General features: G+C 74.4%; 11 protein-coding genes. 6 read left to right on the top strand and 5 right to left on the bottom strand.

Annotated elements, in window-relative coordinates; translation table 11 throughout:
- Positions 1–22 precede the first annotated feature (22 nt).
- The gene (locus ACN27B_RS30360; protein WP_422742765.1) at positions 23–1,942 is read right to left on the bottom strand and encodes an anthranilate synthase family protein; all 1,920 of its coding nucleotides are present in this window, start codon (positions 1,940–1,942) and stop codon (positions 23–25) included.
- Between the two features lie 258 nt (positions 1,943–2,200).
- Between ACN27B_RS30360 and ACN27B_RS30355 the strand changes: the two genes are divergently transcribed.
- The 3 genes from ACN27B_RS30355 (at position 2,201) to ACN27B_RS30345 (ending at position 6,689) form a co-directional block, all read left to right on the top strand.
- On the top strand, positions 2,201–3,583 hold the full coding sequence (locus ACN27B_RS30355) for an FGGY family carbohydrate kinase (protein ID WP_422742763.1): 1,383 nt from the start codon (positions 2,201–2,203) through the stop codon (positions 3,581–3,583).
- Between the two features lie 122 nt (positions 3,584–3,705).
- Positions 3,706–6,270, top strand: coding sequence for a nitrate- and nitrite sensing domain-containing protein (locus ACN27B_RS30350; RefSeq protein WP_422742761.1), 2,565 nt, complete (start codon positions 3,706–3,708; stop codon positions 6,268–6,270).
- Between the two features lie 5 nt (positions 6,271–6,275).
- Positions 6,276–6,689, top strand: coding sequence for a roadblock/LC7 domain-containing protein (locus ACN27B_RS30345; protein ID WP_196806755.1), 414 nt, complete (start codon positions 6,276–6,278; stop codon positions 6,687–6,689).
- 60 nt (positions 6,690–6,749) lie between these two features.
- Here ACN27B_RS30345 and ACN27B_RS30340 read toward each other — a convergent pair whose 3' ends face one another.
- Complete coding sequence (locus ACN27B_RS30340) at positions 6,750–8,237, bottom strand: GH1 family beta-glucosidase (RefSeq protein WP_422742759.1); 1,488 nt, start codon at positions 8,235–8,237, stop codon at positions 6,750–6,752.
- Positions 8,238–9,076: 839 nt separating this feature from the next.
- On the opposite strand from ACN27B_RS30340, the gene ACN27B_RS30335 reads away from it, so the two are divergent.
- A complete protein-coding gene (locus ACN27B_RS30335) occupies positions 9,077–11,974 on the top strand; it encodes a glycoside hydrolase family 48 protein (protein ID WP_422746135.1) in 2,898 nt (965 codons plus the stop codon).
- A 288-nt stretch (positions 11,975–12,262) separates the two neighbouring features.
- Here the strand turns inward: ACN27B_RS30335 and ACN27B_RS30330 are convergent, their stop codons facing one another.
- Positions 12,263–12,958 (bottom strand): DUF3159 domain-containing protein, encoded by a 696-nt coding sequence (locus ACN27B_RS30330; RefSeq protein WP_099164481.1) that lies wholly within the window; start codon positions 12,956–12,958, stop codon positions 12,263–12,265.
- A gap of 87 nt (positions 12,959–13,045) precedes the next feature.
- On the opposite strand from ACN27B_RS30330, the gene ACN27B_RS30325 reads away from it, so the two are divergent.
- Positions 13,046–13,933, top strand: a complete 888-nt coding sequence (locus ACN27B_RS30325; RefSeq protein ID WP_172967970.1) for a phosphatase PAP2 family protein — start codon at positions 13,046–13,048, stop codon at positions 13,931–13,933.
- A gap of 8 nt (positions 13,934–13,941) precedes the next feature.
- Complete coding sequence (locus tag ACN27B_RS30320) at positions 13,942–14,613, top strand: maleylpyruvate isomerase N-terminal domain-containing protein (protein ID WP_099164482.1); 672 nt, start codon at positions 13,942–13,944, stop codon at positions 14,611–14,613.
- 6 nt (positions 14,614–14,619) lie between these two features.
- On the opposite strand, the gene ACN27B_RS30315 is transcribed toward ACN27B_RS30320, so the two are convergent.
- Positions 14,620–15,459 carry a DUF1028 domain-containing protein gene (locus ACN27B_RS30315; protein WP_422742756.1) on the bottom strand — a complete coding sequence of 280 codons (840 nt, stop codon included), beginning with the start codon at positions 15,457–15,459 and terminating at the stop codon, positions 14,620–14,622.
- A 63-nt stretch (positions 15,460–15,522) separates the two neighbouring features.
- Complete coding sequence (locus tag ACN27B_RS30310) at positions 15,523–16,734, bottom strand: low temperature requirement protein A (protein ID WP_099164484.1); 1,212 nt, start codon at positions 16,732–16,734, stop codon at positions 15,523–15,525.
- Between the last annotated feature and the right edge of the window lie 6 nt (positions 16,735–16,740).

The raw sequence follows: 16,740 nt of genomic DNA, 5'->3' as shown, positions 1-16,740 counted from the left end.
GCGCCACCGGCCGTCCTTCGCCCTACCCCCGATCGGCCGCCCCATGCGCGCTCAGCGCCGGCCGGTCCAGCAGATGGCCGAGCAGGTCCGCCAGGACCGCCGTGCCGTCCTGGCTGAGCACCGACTCCGGGTGGAACTGCACCCCGGCGAAGCCGGCGCCGCGCAGCGCGTGCACCGCGCCGTCGCCCGGGTCGCGGGACAGCTCGACCGGGCCGTACGGGCCGGACACCCGGTCGGCGTCGGCGCGGGCGGTGAAGCTGGCGTAGAACCCGACCCGTCGGGTCACCCCGAACACCGGCACGTCCTGCGGCAGCCCCTGGTAGGGCGCGTCCCGGCGGTGCAGCGGCAGCCCGAGCAGCCCGGCCAGCAACTGGTGGCCCAGGCACACCGCCAGGGTCGGCCGGCCCGAGGCCAGCAGCTCGGCCAGGAGCGTCCGCAGCGCGGCCATCTTCGGCGCGGTCACGTCGCGCGGGTCGCCCGGGCCGGGACCGACCACCACCAGGTCGTACCCGTCGAGCGGGCCCGGATCCGGCCAGTCGCGCCGGCTGACCGACAGGCCGAGCGCGCCGAGCTGGTGGGCGAGCATCCCGGTGAACGTGTCCTCCCCGTCGACGATGAGCGCTCGGCGGCCGGCCAACCCGCGCAGCGCGATCGCTCCCGGCTCCCGCTGCTCCAGCCAGAACCGCGCCAGCGGGGTGTTGCGGGCGGCCAGCGCGGCCCGTACCTCCGGGTCGTCGGCGTGGCGGACGGCCGGCTCGACGCCCGGGTGCGGCGCCTCCGGGCCGAGACCCAGCGCGGCCAGCACACCGGCGGCCTTGGCGTGCGTCTCGGCCACCTCGCCGGCGGTGGTGGAGTGCCGGACCAGCGTGGCGCCGACCGGCACCCGCAGCGCGCCCTCGGGCGAGAACTCGGCGGTGCGGATGAGGATCGGCGCGTCCAGCGTCTGCCGGCCCTGCTCGTCGCGGCCGAGCAGGGCGAGCACCCCGGCGTAGTAGCGGCGGCCGGTGCGCTCGTGCCGGGCGATCACCCGGCAGGCGTTCTCCATCGGGCTGCCGGTCACCGTGGGCGCGAACATGGTCTCCCGCAGCACCTCCCGCACGTCCCGGGAACAACGCCCGGCCAGCAGGTACTCGGTGTGCGCCAGGTGCGCCATCTCCTTCAGGTACGGCCCGACCACCTGCCCGCCGTGCTCGGCGACGACGGCCATCATCTTCAGCTCCTCGTCGAGCACCATGTACAGCTCCTCCACCTCCTTCGGGTCGTGCAGGAAACGCAGCAGCGCGTCCCGGTCCACGGTCTCGCCCCGGTGCCGGAAGGTGCCGCTGATCGGGTTCATCTCGACCAGGCCGTCGGCGACGCTGACGTGCCGCTCCGGGCTGGCCCCGACCAGGATCCGGGTGCCGGTGTGCACCAGGAACGTCCAGTAGGCGCCGCGCTCGCGTACCAGCAGCCGACGCAGCGCGGCCAGGGCCGTGGCCAGCGGGTCGCCCTCCACGGTGGCCCGCAGGGTGCGGTGGATGACGAAGTTCGCCCCCTCGCCGTGACCGATCTCGTCGGCCAGCACCCGCTCGACGATCGCCGCGTACTCGTCGTCGGCGATGTCGAAGCCGGCGTCGCGGGTGCGCACCGGCGCGTCGGGCAACGCGTCCAGCACCTCGTCGAGCGGTATCCGCCGGTGCCGCTCGACCGCCAGGTATTCCAGCGGCAGGCCGTCGTCCACGCAGTCGAAGCCGCGCTCGGTGATCTGCCGGAACGGCACCAGGGCGAGCGTGCGCGGGCCGGCCGCGCCCTCGGGCACGGGCAGGTCGGCGAGCTGGTCGGCGGTGCGTACCGGACCGGCGAACAGGTCGACGTGGTCGGCGCCCTCACGGCGGACGAGCGCGAAGGGGCCGGGGTCGAGGCCGGCGGCGACAGCGGCGAGCGGGTCGGACGGGCGGGTCATCGGGTCTCCTCGGTGGGCCGGTGGCCGCCGGTGAGGCGGCCCGGGTTGCCGGGGGAGACCGGCGGCCGCCTCGTGGGGCGGCCGCGTGGGGAAGCTACGCGCGGGGGTGGGCCGCCGGGTCGGCGGGCCACCAGCAGTTCGGGTGCGCGGGCATGGCGATCACTGTACGCGATCGGCCGGCGTCGGGGAACCCGATCGCGCGGGAGCGGGTACGGATCTTGGCTTCGCCGCCGGTCCCGCCGGGTAGGTTGACCGGCGATGGACATTCTCGCTCTGGACCTGGGCACCTCCTCGGTACGCGGGCTGGTGCTGGACGCGGACGCCGTGCCGCGCCCGGGCGCGCTGGCCCGCCGCAAGGTGCACCTGGCCACCGGCGACGACGGCACCGGGACGCTGGACGCGGCCACCTACCTGGCGTGCCTGGTCGAGTGCCTGGACGAGCTGGCCGCCGGTGGGCACCTGCGGCGGGTCGGCCTGGTGGCGACGTCCGCGCAGTGGCACTCGGTGCTGCCGCTGGCCGCCGACGGCACACCGTCCGGTCCGGTGCTGACCTGGCTGGACACCCGGGCCGCGCCGCCGGACGGCGACGGTGGTCCGGCCGACCCGGAGGACTACCACCGGCGTACCGGCACCTGGTGGCACCGCTGTTACTGGTCGGTGCGGCTGCCCTGGTTGCGGGAGCGGTGCGGGGACCGGACGGTGCGGTTCGCCGGGCTGGCCGAGTACGTCCTCGGCGAGCTGCTCGACACGGCGCCGATGTCCATGTCGCTGGCCTCCGGCACCGGGCTGCTCGACCTGCGGGACCTGGACTGGGACGCGGAGGCGTGCGCGCTGGCCGGCGTCCGTCCGGACCAGCTCCCGCCGCTGGCCCCGCCGGGCTGGCACGGCCGGCTGGGCCCCGGCTACGCGAGGCGCTGGCCGCAGCTGACCGAGGCGCGCTGGTCCGCGCCGATCGGCGACGGGGCCGCCTCCAACGTCGGGTCCGGCTGCGTCGACCCGTCGCGCGCGGCGGTCACCATCGGCACCTCCGCCGCGGTCCGCATGATCCAGGCGGTGCCGGCCGGTGCGGAGCTGCCGCCGCTGCCCGATGAGCTGTGGCGCTACCGGGTCGACCACGACCACGTCGTCACCGGCGCCGCGTACTCCAGCGGCGGGAACCTGTTCGCCTGGGCCGACCGGGAGCTGCGGCTGCCCACGGGTGCGGAGCTGGAGGCCGCGCTGCACCGGGCCGCCGCCGACCTGGTCGTGCAGGCCAATCCCCGCTTCGGCGGCGACCGGCCACCCGGGACGGCGCCGGCCGGTTCCGGTGAGCTGCGCGGGCTGAGCTTCGGCACCACCGCCGTCGACATCCTCGCCGCGCTGATGGCCGGTCTGTGCCGGCTCGTCGCCGACGACCTGGCCCAGCTCGAGGCCGGCGTGGGCGAGCCGATGGAGGTGGTGCTCGGCGGCGGGGCGTTGACCGCCTCACCCTGGTGGCGCGGGGCGTTCGCCGACGTGCTCGCCCCGCGTACGGTCCGGTGGCAGCGCAACCCGGAGATCGGGGCGACCGGCGCCGCGCTGGTGGCGCTCGGTCGGGTCGCCGAGGCGGTCGACATCGGCGGCATCGGCCGGACGGACGAGGGCGCCGCGCCGAACACGTGACCGCCCACCCGCCGCGCTGACCGTCCTGCTCATGCCGCCCGGGCGGCCGTTGACACCGCCTCCGGGCCTGGTTGGATGGACTCCGCTCCCCGCCGTGGTGGAGTCGGAACGAGGAGGCAAGTGTGGGCGCAGCTCCCGACCCGGCCCGCGGTGCGGCCCCACCGCCGCACCGGCGGCGCTCGGGGTTCCGGCTGCGGGACTGGCGGATGGGCACCAAGCTCGCCACCGTCCTGGTGATCCCCACGCTGGCGTTCCTCGTCCTGGCCGGCATCCAGACCCGGGGGCTGGTCGGGCAGACCACGGCGCTGAGCGACTTCGCCCAGCAGGTCGGCATCGGCCGGCAGATCACCGCCGCGGTGGACCGGCTCCAGCAGGAGCGGGACCGTTCCGCCGGCGAGCTGGCCGCGTTGCGCCGCGCCGGCACCGGCGCCGACCGGGACGCCGCGGTCGCCGCGTTACGGCCGCTGCAGGAGGCCACCGACCGGGCGGTGGACGAGCTGCGCGTCGCGGCCGAGCCGCTGGCCGACGCCGACGCCGCCTGGCGGGTCTCCTACTCCGAGGCGCTGGAGGCGTACGACCAGGTGGTGAACATCCGGGCGGCGGTGCCGCCCGCGGTGCTCTCCAGCGACACCGTGCTCAGCAACTACCACCGGGCCGTGGCGGCGCTGCTCAACCTGCTGGCCGAGCCGTCGCCCGGCGACGACCAGCAGGCGTTGACCGAGTCCGTGCTGCGCTACGTGCAGCTGTCCCGGGTCAAGGAGCTGTCCTCCCGGATCCGCGGCGAGCTGTACGCGGCGTCCCGCGCCGGGCGGTACGAGCAGGACGACCAGGTGACGCTGAGCGACCTGCGGGCCCAGCAGCTCACCGCGCTGGGCGCGTTCCGGGTCGCGGCGACCGCCGAGCAGGTCCGCCGCTACGACCGGACCTCGGTCGACCCGGCCTTCGTCACGGCGACCCGGCTGGAGGAGCGGACCCTGCCCACCGGCGCGGCGGAGCCCGCGCTGCTGTCCGCGCCGCAGTGGTGGGCGGCCAGCGAGCAGCGGCAGGAGCTGTTCCGCCAGTTGGAGGGCGAGCTGCTCGACGACGCGGTGCGCCGGGCCGACGACGCCAGCGCCCGGCAGTTGCGCGAGACGCTGCTGGTCGCCGGCGGCATCGTCTCGGTGCTCCTGATCGCCGTGCTGATCTCGCTGCTGGTCGGCCGGTCCGTCGCCCGGGCGATGCGGCAGCTGCGCGGCCAGGCGCTGCGCATCGCGCAGGTGGAGCTGCCGCTCACGCTGGAGCGACTGCGCACGGTGGACCGGCCGGTGGGCGCGATCGACGTGCCACCGGCGGTGGTCGACTCGCAGGACGAGATCGGCGAGCTGGCGGAGGCGTTCGTGGCGGTGCACCGCAGTGCCGTCGACGTCGCGGTCGAGCAGGCGATGATGCGCCGCAACGTCAACGCCATGTTCGTCAACCTGGCCCGGCGCAGCCAGGTGCTGGTCGAGCGGCAGCTGGAGCTGCTCGACGACCTGGAACGCGAGGAGAGCGACCCGGAGCAGCTGGAGAACCTGTTCAAGCTCGACCACCTCGCCGCCCGCATGCGCCGCAACGACGAGAGCCTGCTGGTGCTCGCCGGCACCGAGTCCACGCGACGGTGGAACCGCCCGGTGGGGCTGGGCGCGGTGCTGCTCGCGGCGAGCGCGGAGATCGAGCAGTATCAGCGGGTCCGCCACCAGAACCGCACCGACCTGCACGTGGTCGGGCACGCCGTGGGCGACCTGGTGCACCTGTTCGCCGAGCTGCTGGAGAACGCCACCGCGTTCTCCCGCCCGGAGACCGTGGTACGGGTGGTGGTCGAGGCGGACGGCCCGGGCGCGCTGGTGGAGATCGTCGACCTGGGGCTCGGCATGAGCCCGGGCGCGCTGGCCGAGGCGAACGCCGTGCTGGCCGAGCCGCCGGCCGCCGACGTGGGCGCCTCGGAGCGGATGGGCCTGTTCGTGGTGAGCCACCTGGGCGCCCGGCACGGCGTGCGGGTCCAGCTGCGCCCCGGCCGGGAGGGCCTGGTCACCCGGGTCCGGATCCCGGCCCACCTGCTGGCCGAGGCCCCCGCCCCCGGGCTGGAGCCGCCCGCTCCGGCGCGGATGCTGACCAGCCAGGTGGCCGCGGCGTCCCGGGCGTTGGGCGCGGCCACCGCCGAGCTGCCGGTGGCCGGGCGGCACCCGGTGCCGCAGCCGGGCCCGCCGGCGGCGCTGCCGGTGTCGCCGCTGACCGGCCGGCCGCTCGGTGACGTGGCGGAGGCCGCGCCGACCGGCCCGCCGACGCCCACCGGCCCGCCCGCCGCGGTGCCCCGACCCCGTCCGGTGCCCGGCCGGGCCGAGGACGTGCTCACCCCGGGGGCCGCGGCGGCGGCCGGCGGCGGCTGGTTCAGCCGGCAGGGACCGACGTCGTCGGTGCTCGGTGTGACGCCGGCGCCGGCGCCGACGCCGGTGACCGGGGGGACCAACGAGCGGGGTCTGCCGGTACGCGTGCCGATGGCCCAGCTCACCTCGGTCACCTCGGCCGCCCGCCCGGCCGTGCGGCAGGAGCCGGACCCGGAGGCGGTCGGCGGTATGCTGTCCCGCTTCTACGGCGGGGTGCGGCGGGCCGAGGCCGAGGAGACCACCGAGATGTATCTGCCGCGCGACGAAGGGGGACGACGACAGTGACGACGTTGAGCCAGGAGGCACGGGACCTGAGCTGGCTGGTGAACGCGTTCGCCGAGCGGGTCCCCGGGGTGGCGCACGCCGTGGTGGTGTCCTCCGACGGGCTGCTGGTGGCGATCTCCGCGCACCTGCCGCGCGACCACGCCGACAAGCTCGCCGCCGTGACCTCCGGCCTGATGAGCATCACCGCGGGCGCGGCGCAGATGTTCGACGGCGACGTCGTCAAGCAGACCGTGGTCGAGATGGGACGGGGCTACTTCCTCGTCATGCAGATCCGGGACGGCTCGATCCTGGCGACGCTGGCCGGCGCGGACGCCGACATCGGCGTGGTCGGCTACGAGATGGCCCGGCTGGCCAAGCAGGCCGGCGAGATGCTCACCCCGGCGCTGCGCGCCGAGCTCCAGCAGGCGCTGCCGCGCTGAGCTGCTACCACGCGTTGAGCGCGGGTGCCCGGCCGGCGGGTGCCGGCCGGGCCGTCCCGGTCAGAGGCCGTTGCGGCGGATCACCTCGCGGTACCAGTGGGCGCTGCGCTTGAGCACCCGCCGCTGGCTCGCGTAGTCCACGTAGACCAGGCCCCAGCGCTGGTCGTAGCCCTCGGCCCACTCGAAGTTGTCCAGCAGCGACCACACGTGGTAGCTCTCCAGCGGCACGCCGTCGCGGACCGCGCGGTGGGCGGCGGCGAAGTGGTCGCGCAGGAAGCTGACCCGGCCGGCGTCGTCGACGGTGCCGTCCGGGCCGGGGGTGTCCGGGCAGGGCAGGCCGTTCTCGGTGATGGTGATCGGCACCCGCCCGTAGTCGCGGGTCACCCGGGTCAGGATGTCGTACATGCCCTCGGGGTAGATCTGCTGCCACTCGGCCTCCGAGGTGGGCCACTTCCGCACGGTCCCGCCGCCGCCGGTGACGTAGATCGGGGTGTAGTACTGCACCGCGAGCAGGTCGACCGGGCTGGAGATGATTTTCAGGTCGCCGTCCCGGACGCCGCGGACCATCCGGCTGTCCGGCCCGAGGTCGGCCAGCACGTCCTGCGGGTACGCGCCCTTGAAGACGGAGTCGAGGTAGAGGCGGTTCTCGTAGCCGTCGTAGAGGCGGGTTGCGGCGGCCGCCTCGGCGCTGTCGTCGGCCGGGTAGCAGGGGTGCAGGTTGAGCGCCGGGCCGATCCGTCCGGACGCGCCGGAGGCGCGCAACGCCTGCACGGCGAGGCCGTGGGCGAGCTGGAGGTGGTGCGCCACCAGGTAGGCCGCCGCCTCGTCCCGGTGGCCGGGCGCGTGGTGACCCCAGATGTAGCCGTTCTGCACCACGGTCTTCGGCTCGTTGATCGTCAGCCACGCCGGCACCCGGTCGCCGAGCGCCCGGAACACGGCGTCGGCGTAGTCGGCGAAGCGCTCGGCGGTGTCGCGGTTCTCCCAGCCGCCGTCGTCCTGCAACGCCTGCGGCAGGTCCCAGTGGAACAGCGTGGCCATCGGCGCGATGCCCCGCTCGTGCAGCCCGTCCAGCAGCCGGCGGTAGAAGTCCAGCCCGCGCTGGTTGGGGCGGCCGGACCCGTCGGCCTGGATCCGGGGCCAGGAGATGGAGAACCGGTAGCTGCGCAGCCCCAGCTCGCGCATCAGGTCGAGGTCCTGGGCGTACCGGTGGTAGTGGTCGGCCGCGACGTCGCCGGTGTCACCGTTGCGGGTGCGCCCCGGGGTGTGGCTGAAGGTGTCCCAGACGGACTCGCCCCGTCCGTCCTCCTTGGCAGCCCCCTCGATCTGGTACGCCGAGGTCGCCGCGCCCCAGCCGAAGCCGTCCGGGAACCGTAGCCCGCCGTCCGGGTCGGCGTCGGTGTTGCGTTCGGGTGGGCTGTCGCAGCCGCTGACGGCGACGGCGGCGGTCCCGGCCAGGGTGGCGCCGGCGAGCCCGGTCCGGGCCGCGCCGGCGGCGGTGGCGGACAGGGCGGCGCGGCGGAGCAGGCGCCGTCGGGTGAGTAACGACATGGGACTTCTCCTCGAAGTGACGGGCCGCCCTGGGGCCGGGAGCGCTCCCAGCATAGGCCAGGGGCGGCCGGCCTCGATCCGGCGGTCGCGGCGGGAGGCGGCGCGGCCGGCGGGCGGCCGGAAGTGGGGTGGGCGGGTGTCGCTCGGGGGCTGGGGGCGAGCGGCGAGGGTGGGGCAGATAGCGAGAAAGGCCGTCCGGGTGGCGTGTCGCGCCTGTCCCGTCGGCCTCTTTTGCCGTCGACAACGGGGGTTTAGTGTGGGGACGGGGGAGGGCAACCCCCGTCCCCACCGGTGATGCACACACGCACGAAGTGGAATTGGCGTCCGTCGTGCGTGTCGCGCGGGAGCCGGGCCACGCGAGTGGCTCTGGTTCCACCTCCCTCCGTCTGGCGGGTGATGGCCGGCGGCGGTGTCCGGGCTGGTCCGCCGTCGGCCACAGGGCCGACGCGTCGGGCACGGGTGTCCCCGACGATCCAGTACTTACATCTCCGTCGATGGAAGCGCTCCCATCGGCGATGCTGCGACTGTAACGCCCGTCACGGCTTTGGAAAAGCCCCTAAACGAGATCGAAACATGGACGTGGGTATCTGCCCTGGCCGTTGTGGTGGGAGCGCTTCCATGTCACACTCTCGACACACGCGACGTTGGAGCCAGCTCGCGAGCGCGGGCCGCCGAGGGCACCCGGTGAGAACCGGTGCGGCGCCCGATCCCCGGCACGGCCGGGACGACCCCTTTCCGGACGCCTCCGTCCCCCCGCGTACGCCCGTCGACGCGTGGAGGCGCCCCGCCGGGACCCCGGTCCCGGCCCGGTCCGAGGAGACACCGCCCACATGAGACTTCTGGCCAGACGTCGCCGTACGGCGATGGTCGCCGCCACCGCCCTCGCCATCGGCGGGGTGGCCCTGCCCGCGAGCTCCGCGCAGGCCGCACCGGCCTGCGACGTGACCTACGCGACCAGCGACTGGAGCACCGGCTTCACCGCCACCGTCACCATCAAGAACCTGGGTGACGCCCTGAACAACTGGTCGCTGAAGTTCGCCTTCCCGAACAGCAGCCAGCGGGTCACTCAGGGCTGGTCGGCGAAGTGGAGCCAGTCCGGCAGCGAGGTCACCGCGACCAACGAGTCCTGGAACGGCAGCCTGCCCACCGGCGCGTCCACCAGCATCGGCTTCAACGGCAGCTACAGCGGCAGCAACCCGAAGCCCACCGCCTTCACGCTCAACGGCGTCGCCTGCAACGGCGCCACCACCAACCAGCCGCCGACGGTCTCCCTCGGCGTGCCGGCCGGCCCGTTCGAGGCGCCGGCGGACGTCCCGCTGACCGCGACCGCCAGCGACCCCGACGGGACCATCAGCAAGATCGAGTTCTACCGCAACGGCCTGCTGGTCAACACCGACACCACCGCACCGTACGGCTACGACCTGCTCGACCTGCCGGCCGGCAGCTACACCGTGCAGGCCAAGGCGTACGACAACGCCGGCGGCAGCGCGACCGCGGAGAAGTCGTTCACGGTCAGCGCGGCCACCGGGCCGAAGCTGGTCGCCACCCCGTCGGCGGTGAGCGTCGAGGAGGGCGGCAGCGCCACGGTGCGGTACACCCTCAGCGCGGCGCCCAGCGCGAACGTCCCGGTGACCCTCGCCGTCACCGGGGACAGCGACATCACCGTCTCGCCGGCCACGCTGACGCTCACCCCGAGCAACTGGAGCACCGGCGTCACCGCCACCGTCTCCGCCGCGGAGGACGCCGACACCGCCGGCGGCACCGCCACGGTGACCGCGTCGGCCACCGGCTTCGCCCCGGTCGCGGTGGTCGCCACCGAGGTCGACAACGACACCCCGGGCGGCGACAACGCCTACATCAAGAAGTTCCTCGACCAGTACGGCAAGATCAAGAACTCGGGCTACTTCAGCCCCGAGGGCGTGCCGTACCACTCGATCGAGACGCTGATCGTCGAGGCGCCCGACCACGGGCACGAGACCACGTCCGAGGCGTTCAGCTTCTGGCTCTGGCTGGAGGCGCAGTACGGCCGGGTCACCCAGAACTGGGCCCCGTTCAACAACGCCTGGACGGTGATGGAAAAATATATCATTCCGAATCATTCAGACCAGCCGACGGCGGGCGCGCCGGGCACCCCGCAGTACGCGGCCGAGCACAACCTGCCCAGCCAGTACCCGTCGGCGCTGGAGGCCAGCGTCCCGGTCGGCCAGGACCCGCTGCGTTCGGAGCTGCAGTCCACCTACGGCACCGGTGACATCTACGGCATGCACTGGCTGCTCGACGTGGACAACACCTACGGCTTCGGCCGGTGCGGCGACGGCACCACCAGGCCCGCGTACATCAACACGTTCCAGCGGGGCACCCAGGAGTCGGTGTGGGAGACCGTGCCGCAGCCGTCCTGCGACACCTTCAAGCACGGCGGCCCGAACGGCTACCTGGACCTGTTCGTCAAGGAGTCCAACGCCCCGGCCAAGCAGTGGAAGTACACCAACGCGCCGGACGCCGACGCGCGCGCCGTGCAGGCCGCGTACTGGGCGCTCACCTGGGCCAAGGCGCAGGGCAAGGAGGCCGACGTGGCGGCCACCGTGGCCAAGGCCGCGAAGATGGGCGACTACCTGCGCTACGCGCTGTTCGACAAGTACTTCAAGAAGATCGGCAACTGCGTCGGGGCGTCCACCTGCCCGGCCGGCAGCGGCCGCGACTCGGCGCACTACCTGCTCTCCTGGTACTACGCCTGGGGTGGCGCGTACGACGCCTCGCAGAACTGGTCGTGGCGGATCGGCTCCAGCCACAACCACTTCGGCTACCAGAACCCGTTCGCGGCGTGGGCGATGACCAACGTCGCCGAGCTGAAGCCGAAGTCGCCGACCGCGGTCTCCGACTGGCAGAAGAGCCTGGACCGGCAGCTGGAGTTCTACACCTGGCTGCAGTCCGCCGAGGGCGGCATCGCCGGTGGCGCCACCAACAGCTGGGACGGCAGCTACGCCCAGCCGCCGGCCGGCACCGCCACCTTCTACGGCATGTTCTACGACGTCGACCCGGTCTACAACGACCCGCCGTCCAACCAGTGGTTCGGCATGCAGGCGTGGTCGATGCAGCGCATCGCCGAGCTGTACCTGCAGACCGGCAACGCCAAGGCCAAGGCGCTGCTGGACAAGTGGGTGCCGTGGGCGATCGCCAACACCACGACCGGCGCCAACTGGTCGATCCCGTCGGACATGAAGTGGACCGGCCAGCCGGCCAACTGGAACCCGACCAGCCCGCAGCCGAACACCAACCTGCACGTCGAGGTGACGGTCAAGGGTCAGGACGTCGGCGTCGCCGCCGCCTACGCCCGCACGCTCATCGCGTACGCGGCCAAGTCCGGCAACACCGCGGCGAAGACCACCGCCAAGGGTCTGCTGGACGCGCTGTCGGCGGCCGCCGACAGCAAGGGCGTCTCGATGCCGGAGAAGCGCGGCGACTACAAGCGCTTCGACGACGTCTACAACGCCGCCGACGGTCAGGGCCTCTACGTGCCCTCCGGCTGGACCGGGAAGATGCCCAACGGCGACGCGATCGCCAGCGGCAAGAGCTTCCTGGACATCCGCTCGTTCTACAAGAACGACCCGGACTGGCCGAAGGTGCAGGCGTACCTGAACGGCGGCGCGGAGCCGGTCTTCAACTACCACCGGTTCTGGGCCCAGGCGGACGTCGCGATGGCGTACGCCGACTACGGCACCTACTTCCCGCAGGGATGAGGTGACTCCTCCTCCGTGGGCGGGGTCCGCCCCGCCCACGGAGGAGGCCGCCCCGGCCGATGGGGGAACGGAGCGGCCGGGTCGGCGGACGGCCTGACGCCCACGGTCAGGCCGGGTGGGCCGGCCGTCCGGACGACGCAGCGGACGGACCGGCCCACCACTCCGCCCGGGGACCACCCATGGCGCGAAAAGGCACGGAAAAATCAGCGCTCCACGGGATCACATCCGTGGCGCGGACGGAGTACCGTATTTCACGGAGAGGCCGCTCCCCCCGTGGCGGCCTCTCCACTACTTTTCCGGGGACGTCGCCGGCTCCCCGTCCGGATCGGGCACGACCACCGGGTGTCGTGGCCCCGGGTGTCCGGGCGGCAGCGACCGGCTGACCACCACCCAGCTCGCCGCCAGCGCCGCCGCGATCAGCGGCCAGGTCAGCGCCGCCCGCGTCACGGTCAGCGCCACCACCCGCCCGTCCAGCCAGAGCGGCACGAAGACCGCCACCCGCAGCACGTAGGTGGCCGTCCACACCCAGCTGCCCCGGCCGTACGCCCGCAGCAACGCCGGGTCACGGCGCCACCGGGCCCGCTGGCGCAACGCCACGCCGACCACCACGCCGAGCAGCGGCCAGCGCACCACGATGCTGACCGCCCAGGCCAGCGCGCTGGCCGCGTTGGAGGCGATCTGGAGCAGGAAGAAGTCGGCGGCCCGGCCGGTGCGCACCGCGATCAGCGCGGCCACGCAGACCGCGAGCAGACCGATCAGGACCGAGCGCGGGCGGTCGCCGCGCCGCCACCGCCAACCGGCCACGGCGCCGCCGGTCAGCACCGCGGCGAACACGCCTCCCCACAGCCCGCCGAGCACCCAGCCGAGCCCGAACGCGAGCGGGGGCAGCGTCGCGTCCACCGCGCCCCGCCGCCCGCCGAGCAGGTCGGCCAGCGACTCCGGGCGCGGCTCGGCGGGCCGTTCCCGTTCCGGTCCGCCGGTCACCTGCCACCTCCTCCGATCGCCCCGCCTCAACCTACGCCGGGATCCGGGGCGCTCCCGCGCGCGCCGGACCGGGCCGACCGCTAAGTTGTGCGGGTGCGGGAGACGGCGAGGGGTTGGACGGCGGTCTGGTTGGTCGTACTGGCCCTGACCCAGACAGCGATGTTCGTGCTGGTGTGGCGGTTCGCCGTGCACACCGAACTGGGCCAGTGGCTGGACACGGTCGCGTTGACCGGCAACCGGATCGGCCAGGACCGCATCGACGGTCCGGTGGACACGCTCCTCAACGCCATGTCGGTGGTGTCGCTGCTGGTCGCGACCGCGGTGATCGGCTTCATCGCGTTGATCCGCGGCCGCAAGGCGCTGGCGGTCACCGCCACACTGCTCATCGCCGGGGCGAACGTGAGTACCCAGCTGCTCAAGTACTACCTGGTCCGCCCCGACTTCGGCATCGACCCGGAACGGGCCGCCGCCGGCAACAGCCTGCCCAGCGGACACACCGCGGTGGCGGCGTCGGTGGCGATCGCGCTGATCCTGGTGCTGCCGAGGCAGGTGCGGGTGGCCGGCGCGTTCCTCGGCGCCGGGTACGCCGCCGCCGCCGGGGTCGCCACGCTCTCGGCCGGCTGGCACCGGCCCAGCGACGCGATCGCCGCCTATCTGGTGGTGGGCGCGTGGGCCGCGGCGGCCGGTCTGGTGCTGCTGTTCTTCCAGCGGGAGCAGGCGGTGGTGGAGCGGGGCGACGCGCACCGGCTGGGCGCCGCCGTGCTCGGCGTCGCCGGCGCGGTCGCCCTGCTGGGCTCCGCGCTGGCGCTGTCCTGGCTGGTCGACCGTTCCACCGTCGCCGTCGAGGACCTCGGCCGCCGTCCGCTCTTCATCGGGTACGCGGGCAGCGCGGCCGGCATCGCCGGCACGATCGCCGTGGTGGCCGCGCTGGTGCTGGCCGTGGTGCACCGGCTGGTGCCCCGGTGGAAGGGCTGAGCACGCCGGTGGAACCGGCGCGGGCGGCCTTCCGGGACGAGTGCGCCCGGCTGGAGCGGGTGGTGCACGGCCTCGACGAGGCGGCGCTGGACCGGCCCACACCGTGCCCGCCCTGGCTGGTGCGGGACCTGCTCGCGCACGTGGTCACCGGGGTGGGGCGGCTCGCCGGGATGCTCGCCGAACCCGCGCCACCTCGCGCCGAGGTGGACGCGGCCGGCTACTTCGGCGCGGCCAAGTTCAGCCCGCCGGTCGACCGGGAGCGGATCGACGGGGCACGGCGGGCCGCCCGGGAACTGCCCGGCGTGACCGAGGTGGCGCGGGAGTTCGGCCGGGCCTGGCGGGCCACCGACACGGCGGTGGCCGACGCGCCCGCCGGCCGGGTGGTGCGGACCCGGCACGGTGACGCGATGGCGGTGGGCGAGTTCCTGCGTACCCGGGTGGTGGAGGTCGCGGTGCACGGCCTGGACCTGGCCGACGCGCTCGACCGGTCGCCCTGGACCACGCCGACCGCGGCGGCCGTGGTCGTCGACGTGCTCACCGGCGGGCGGCCGGTGCCGGCCCGGCTCGGCTGGGACGCGCTCACCGTGCTGCGCAAGGCCACCGGCCGGCTGCCGGTGACCGACGCCGAGCGGACGGCGCTGGCCGAGGCCGGCATCCGCCGGCTCGCGTTCGGCGGCTGACGCCGCTCAGGCCGCCGCGGCACGCCGCAGGTGCTCCAGCACGATCGGGTCGATCCGGCCGGGCACGAACCGTTCCTCCAGGTTCTCCAGGCCGGACCAGGCGGCGAGCGCGTCGTCCAGGCCCGCCGGGCCGACCGGGTGACCGGCGGCGGCGAGCAGGTCCGCCACCTCGACGGCGAGCGGGCCGGTCAGGTCGCGCAGGGTGGCCGGGTCGGGGCGACCGAAGATCATGGTGTGGATGCCGAGCAGGCGACCCAGCTCGGCGACCGGGTCCGGGTGGTCGTCCACCCGCAGGTCGACCAGTTCGTCGCCGGTGCCCGCGTAGCCGCCGTGCCGTTGCACGACGAGCAGGGCGGCGCTCTGCCGGCCGCGTCGGTCGCCGCCGGCCCGGTCGCCGGCGGTGAGCGCGGCGAACAACCGCTGCGGGAACGGCAGGTCGGTGTCGGTGAGCCAGGCGTCGCGCAGCGCGTCGATCACCTGCGGGCCGCTCAGGATGTTGCCCTGCGCCGCCCAGCCGTCGCCGGCCTGCCCGCCGGCCCACGGGTGGCAGCGCGGCCCGGTCCAGGTGGCCCCGACGCCGGTCGCCCCGACCACGCCGAGCTGCCGGTCGTCGCGTCCCGGGTCGGCGGCCACCAGACCGGCCACCACGTCCACGGCGGGGACGCCGGTGCGCAGCAGGGCGAGCGCCTGCGCCCGGTAGGCGAGGTTGGCGTGCGCCTGCGTTGCCACCGCCCCGACCTGCGCCTCGGCGGCCGGCACCAACGCCCCGGCGGCGAGGAACCGGCTGGCCACGGCCACGCCGTAGAGCTGCCCGTCGGCGGATCGGGCGACGAGCGAGAAGGTCACGCGCGGATCGTAGCCCGCGGGTGGGGGCGTCGTCCCGCACCGACCGAAGCGCGTGCGCGACGGTCAGAACGGCGGCGCGGCGGCCTCCGGCGGGCGCCCCCACGCACGGCGGGCGTCGGCCACCGCGACCGCCACCAGCACCACGACCGCGAGGGCCGACGCGGCCAGCGGTGCGACGCGGAGCAGCAGCGGTGCCGGCAGCAGCAACGCGGCGATCGCCACCAGCCGGGACGGGGAGACCCGGCCGAACACCTCGTACTCGAACCGGGCCCGGCCGGCGAGGAACAGCGCCGGGCCGCCCAGGATCATGGCCAGCCAGGGCAGCTCGTTGTGCCCGGTCGGGTGTTCGATGACCAACTCGTAACCGATCGCGGTGGCCACCACGCCGACCACCATGACCAGGTGGGTGTCGGCGGCGGAGCGGCCGATGGTGGCCGGGTGCGCGGATCTCGTCACGGCCTCGCCGAGGATCTGCCCGGCCCGCTGCACGTAGATCCGCCACAGCAGGATCGAGGTGGCCAGCGCGAACGCGAACGCGGCGACGGCGGTCGCCCCGGTCGGCACGCCGGTGAACGTCCAACCGGCCAGCAGGATCGTCTCGCCGAGCGCGACCAGGAAGAACTGCTGGTAGCGCTCGGACAGGTGCTCGCCGTGGATGTCCCACCGGGAGATCGTGGACCGGCCCAGGCCGGGCACCGGCCAGCCGAACCGGGCGGCCAGGTACTCCAACAGCAGCGCGAGCGTCCAGAGCACCACCCGGGCGTCGACCGGCAGCACCGCGCCGGCGAGCCAGAGCACGCCCGTGGCGCAGAACGTGATCAACATGCGCAGCTTCAACCGGCGGTACTGGAGCTTGCGCAGCACGAGCATGAGGATCGCCGGCCGGGTCACCTGCGCCACCACGTACGCGACGGCGAACGGCAGGCCGTTCTCGCTGAACGCGCGGGGGATCGCCACCCCCATCACCATCGCCGAGAGCAGCGCGGTGATCACGATGACCTGCAACCACAGGTGGTACGGGTCGTACCGGCTGGTCGTCCACGCCGTGCCCTGCCAGACCGCCCAGAGCGCGAACAGCAGCAGCAGCGTCTTGCCGCCACCGGTCACCGCGGACCAGTTCGTCTGGCCGCCCTCCAGCGCCAGGTCCTCGAAGGCGCGCGCGGAGATCCGGGTCAGCGCGAACACGTAGACCAGGTCGAAGAAGAGTTCCAGGAAGGTCGCCCGGCCCCCGTCACCGTCGGTCGCACGCAGCGCGGCGGGCTCGGCGACCTTCACCGTTGT

Source organism: Micromonospora sp. WMMD754 (assembly GCF_049315235.1).
Lineage (GTDB): Bacteria > Actinomycetota > Actinomycetes > Mycobacteriales > Micromonosporaceae > Micromonospora > Micromonospora sediminicola.
Note: the sequence above shows the minus strand (reverse complement) of the source record. Positions and strands in the feature narration are given on the sequence as shown.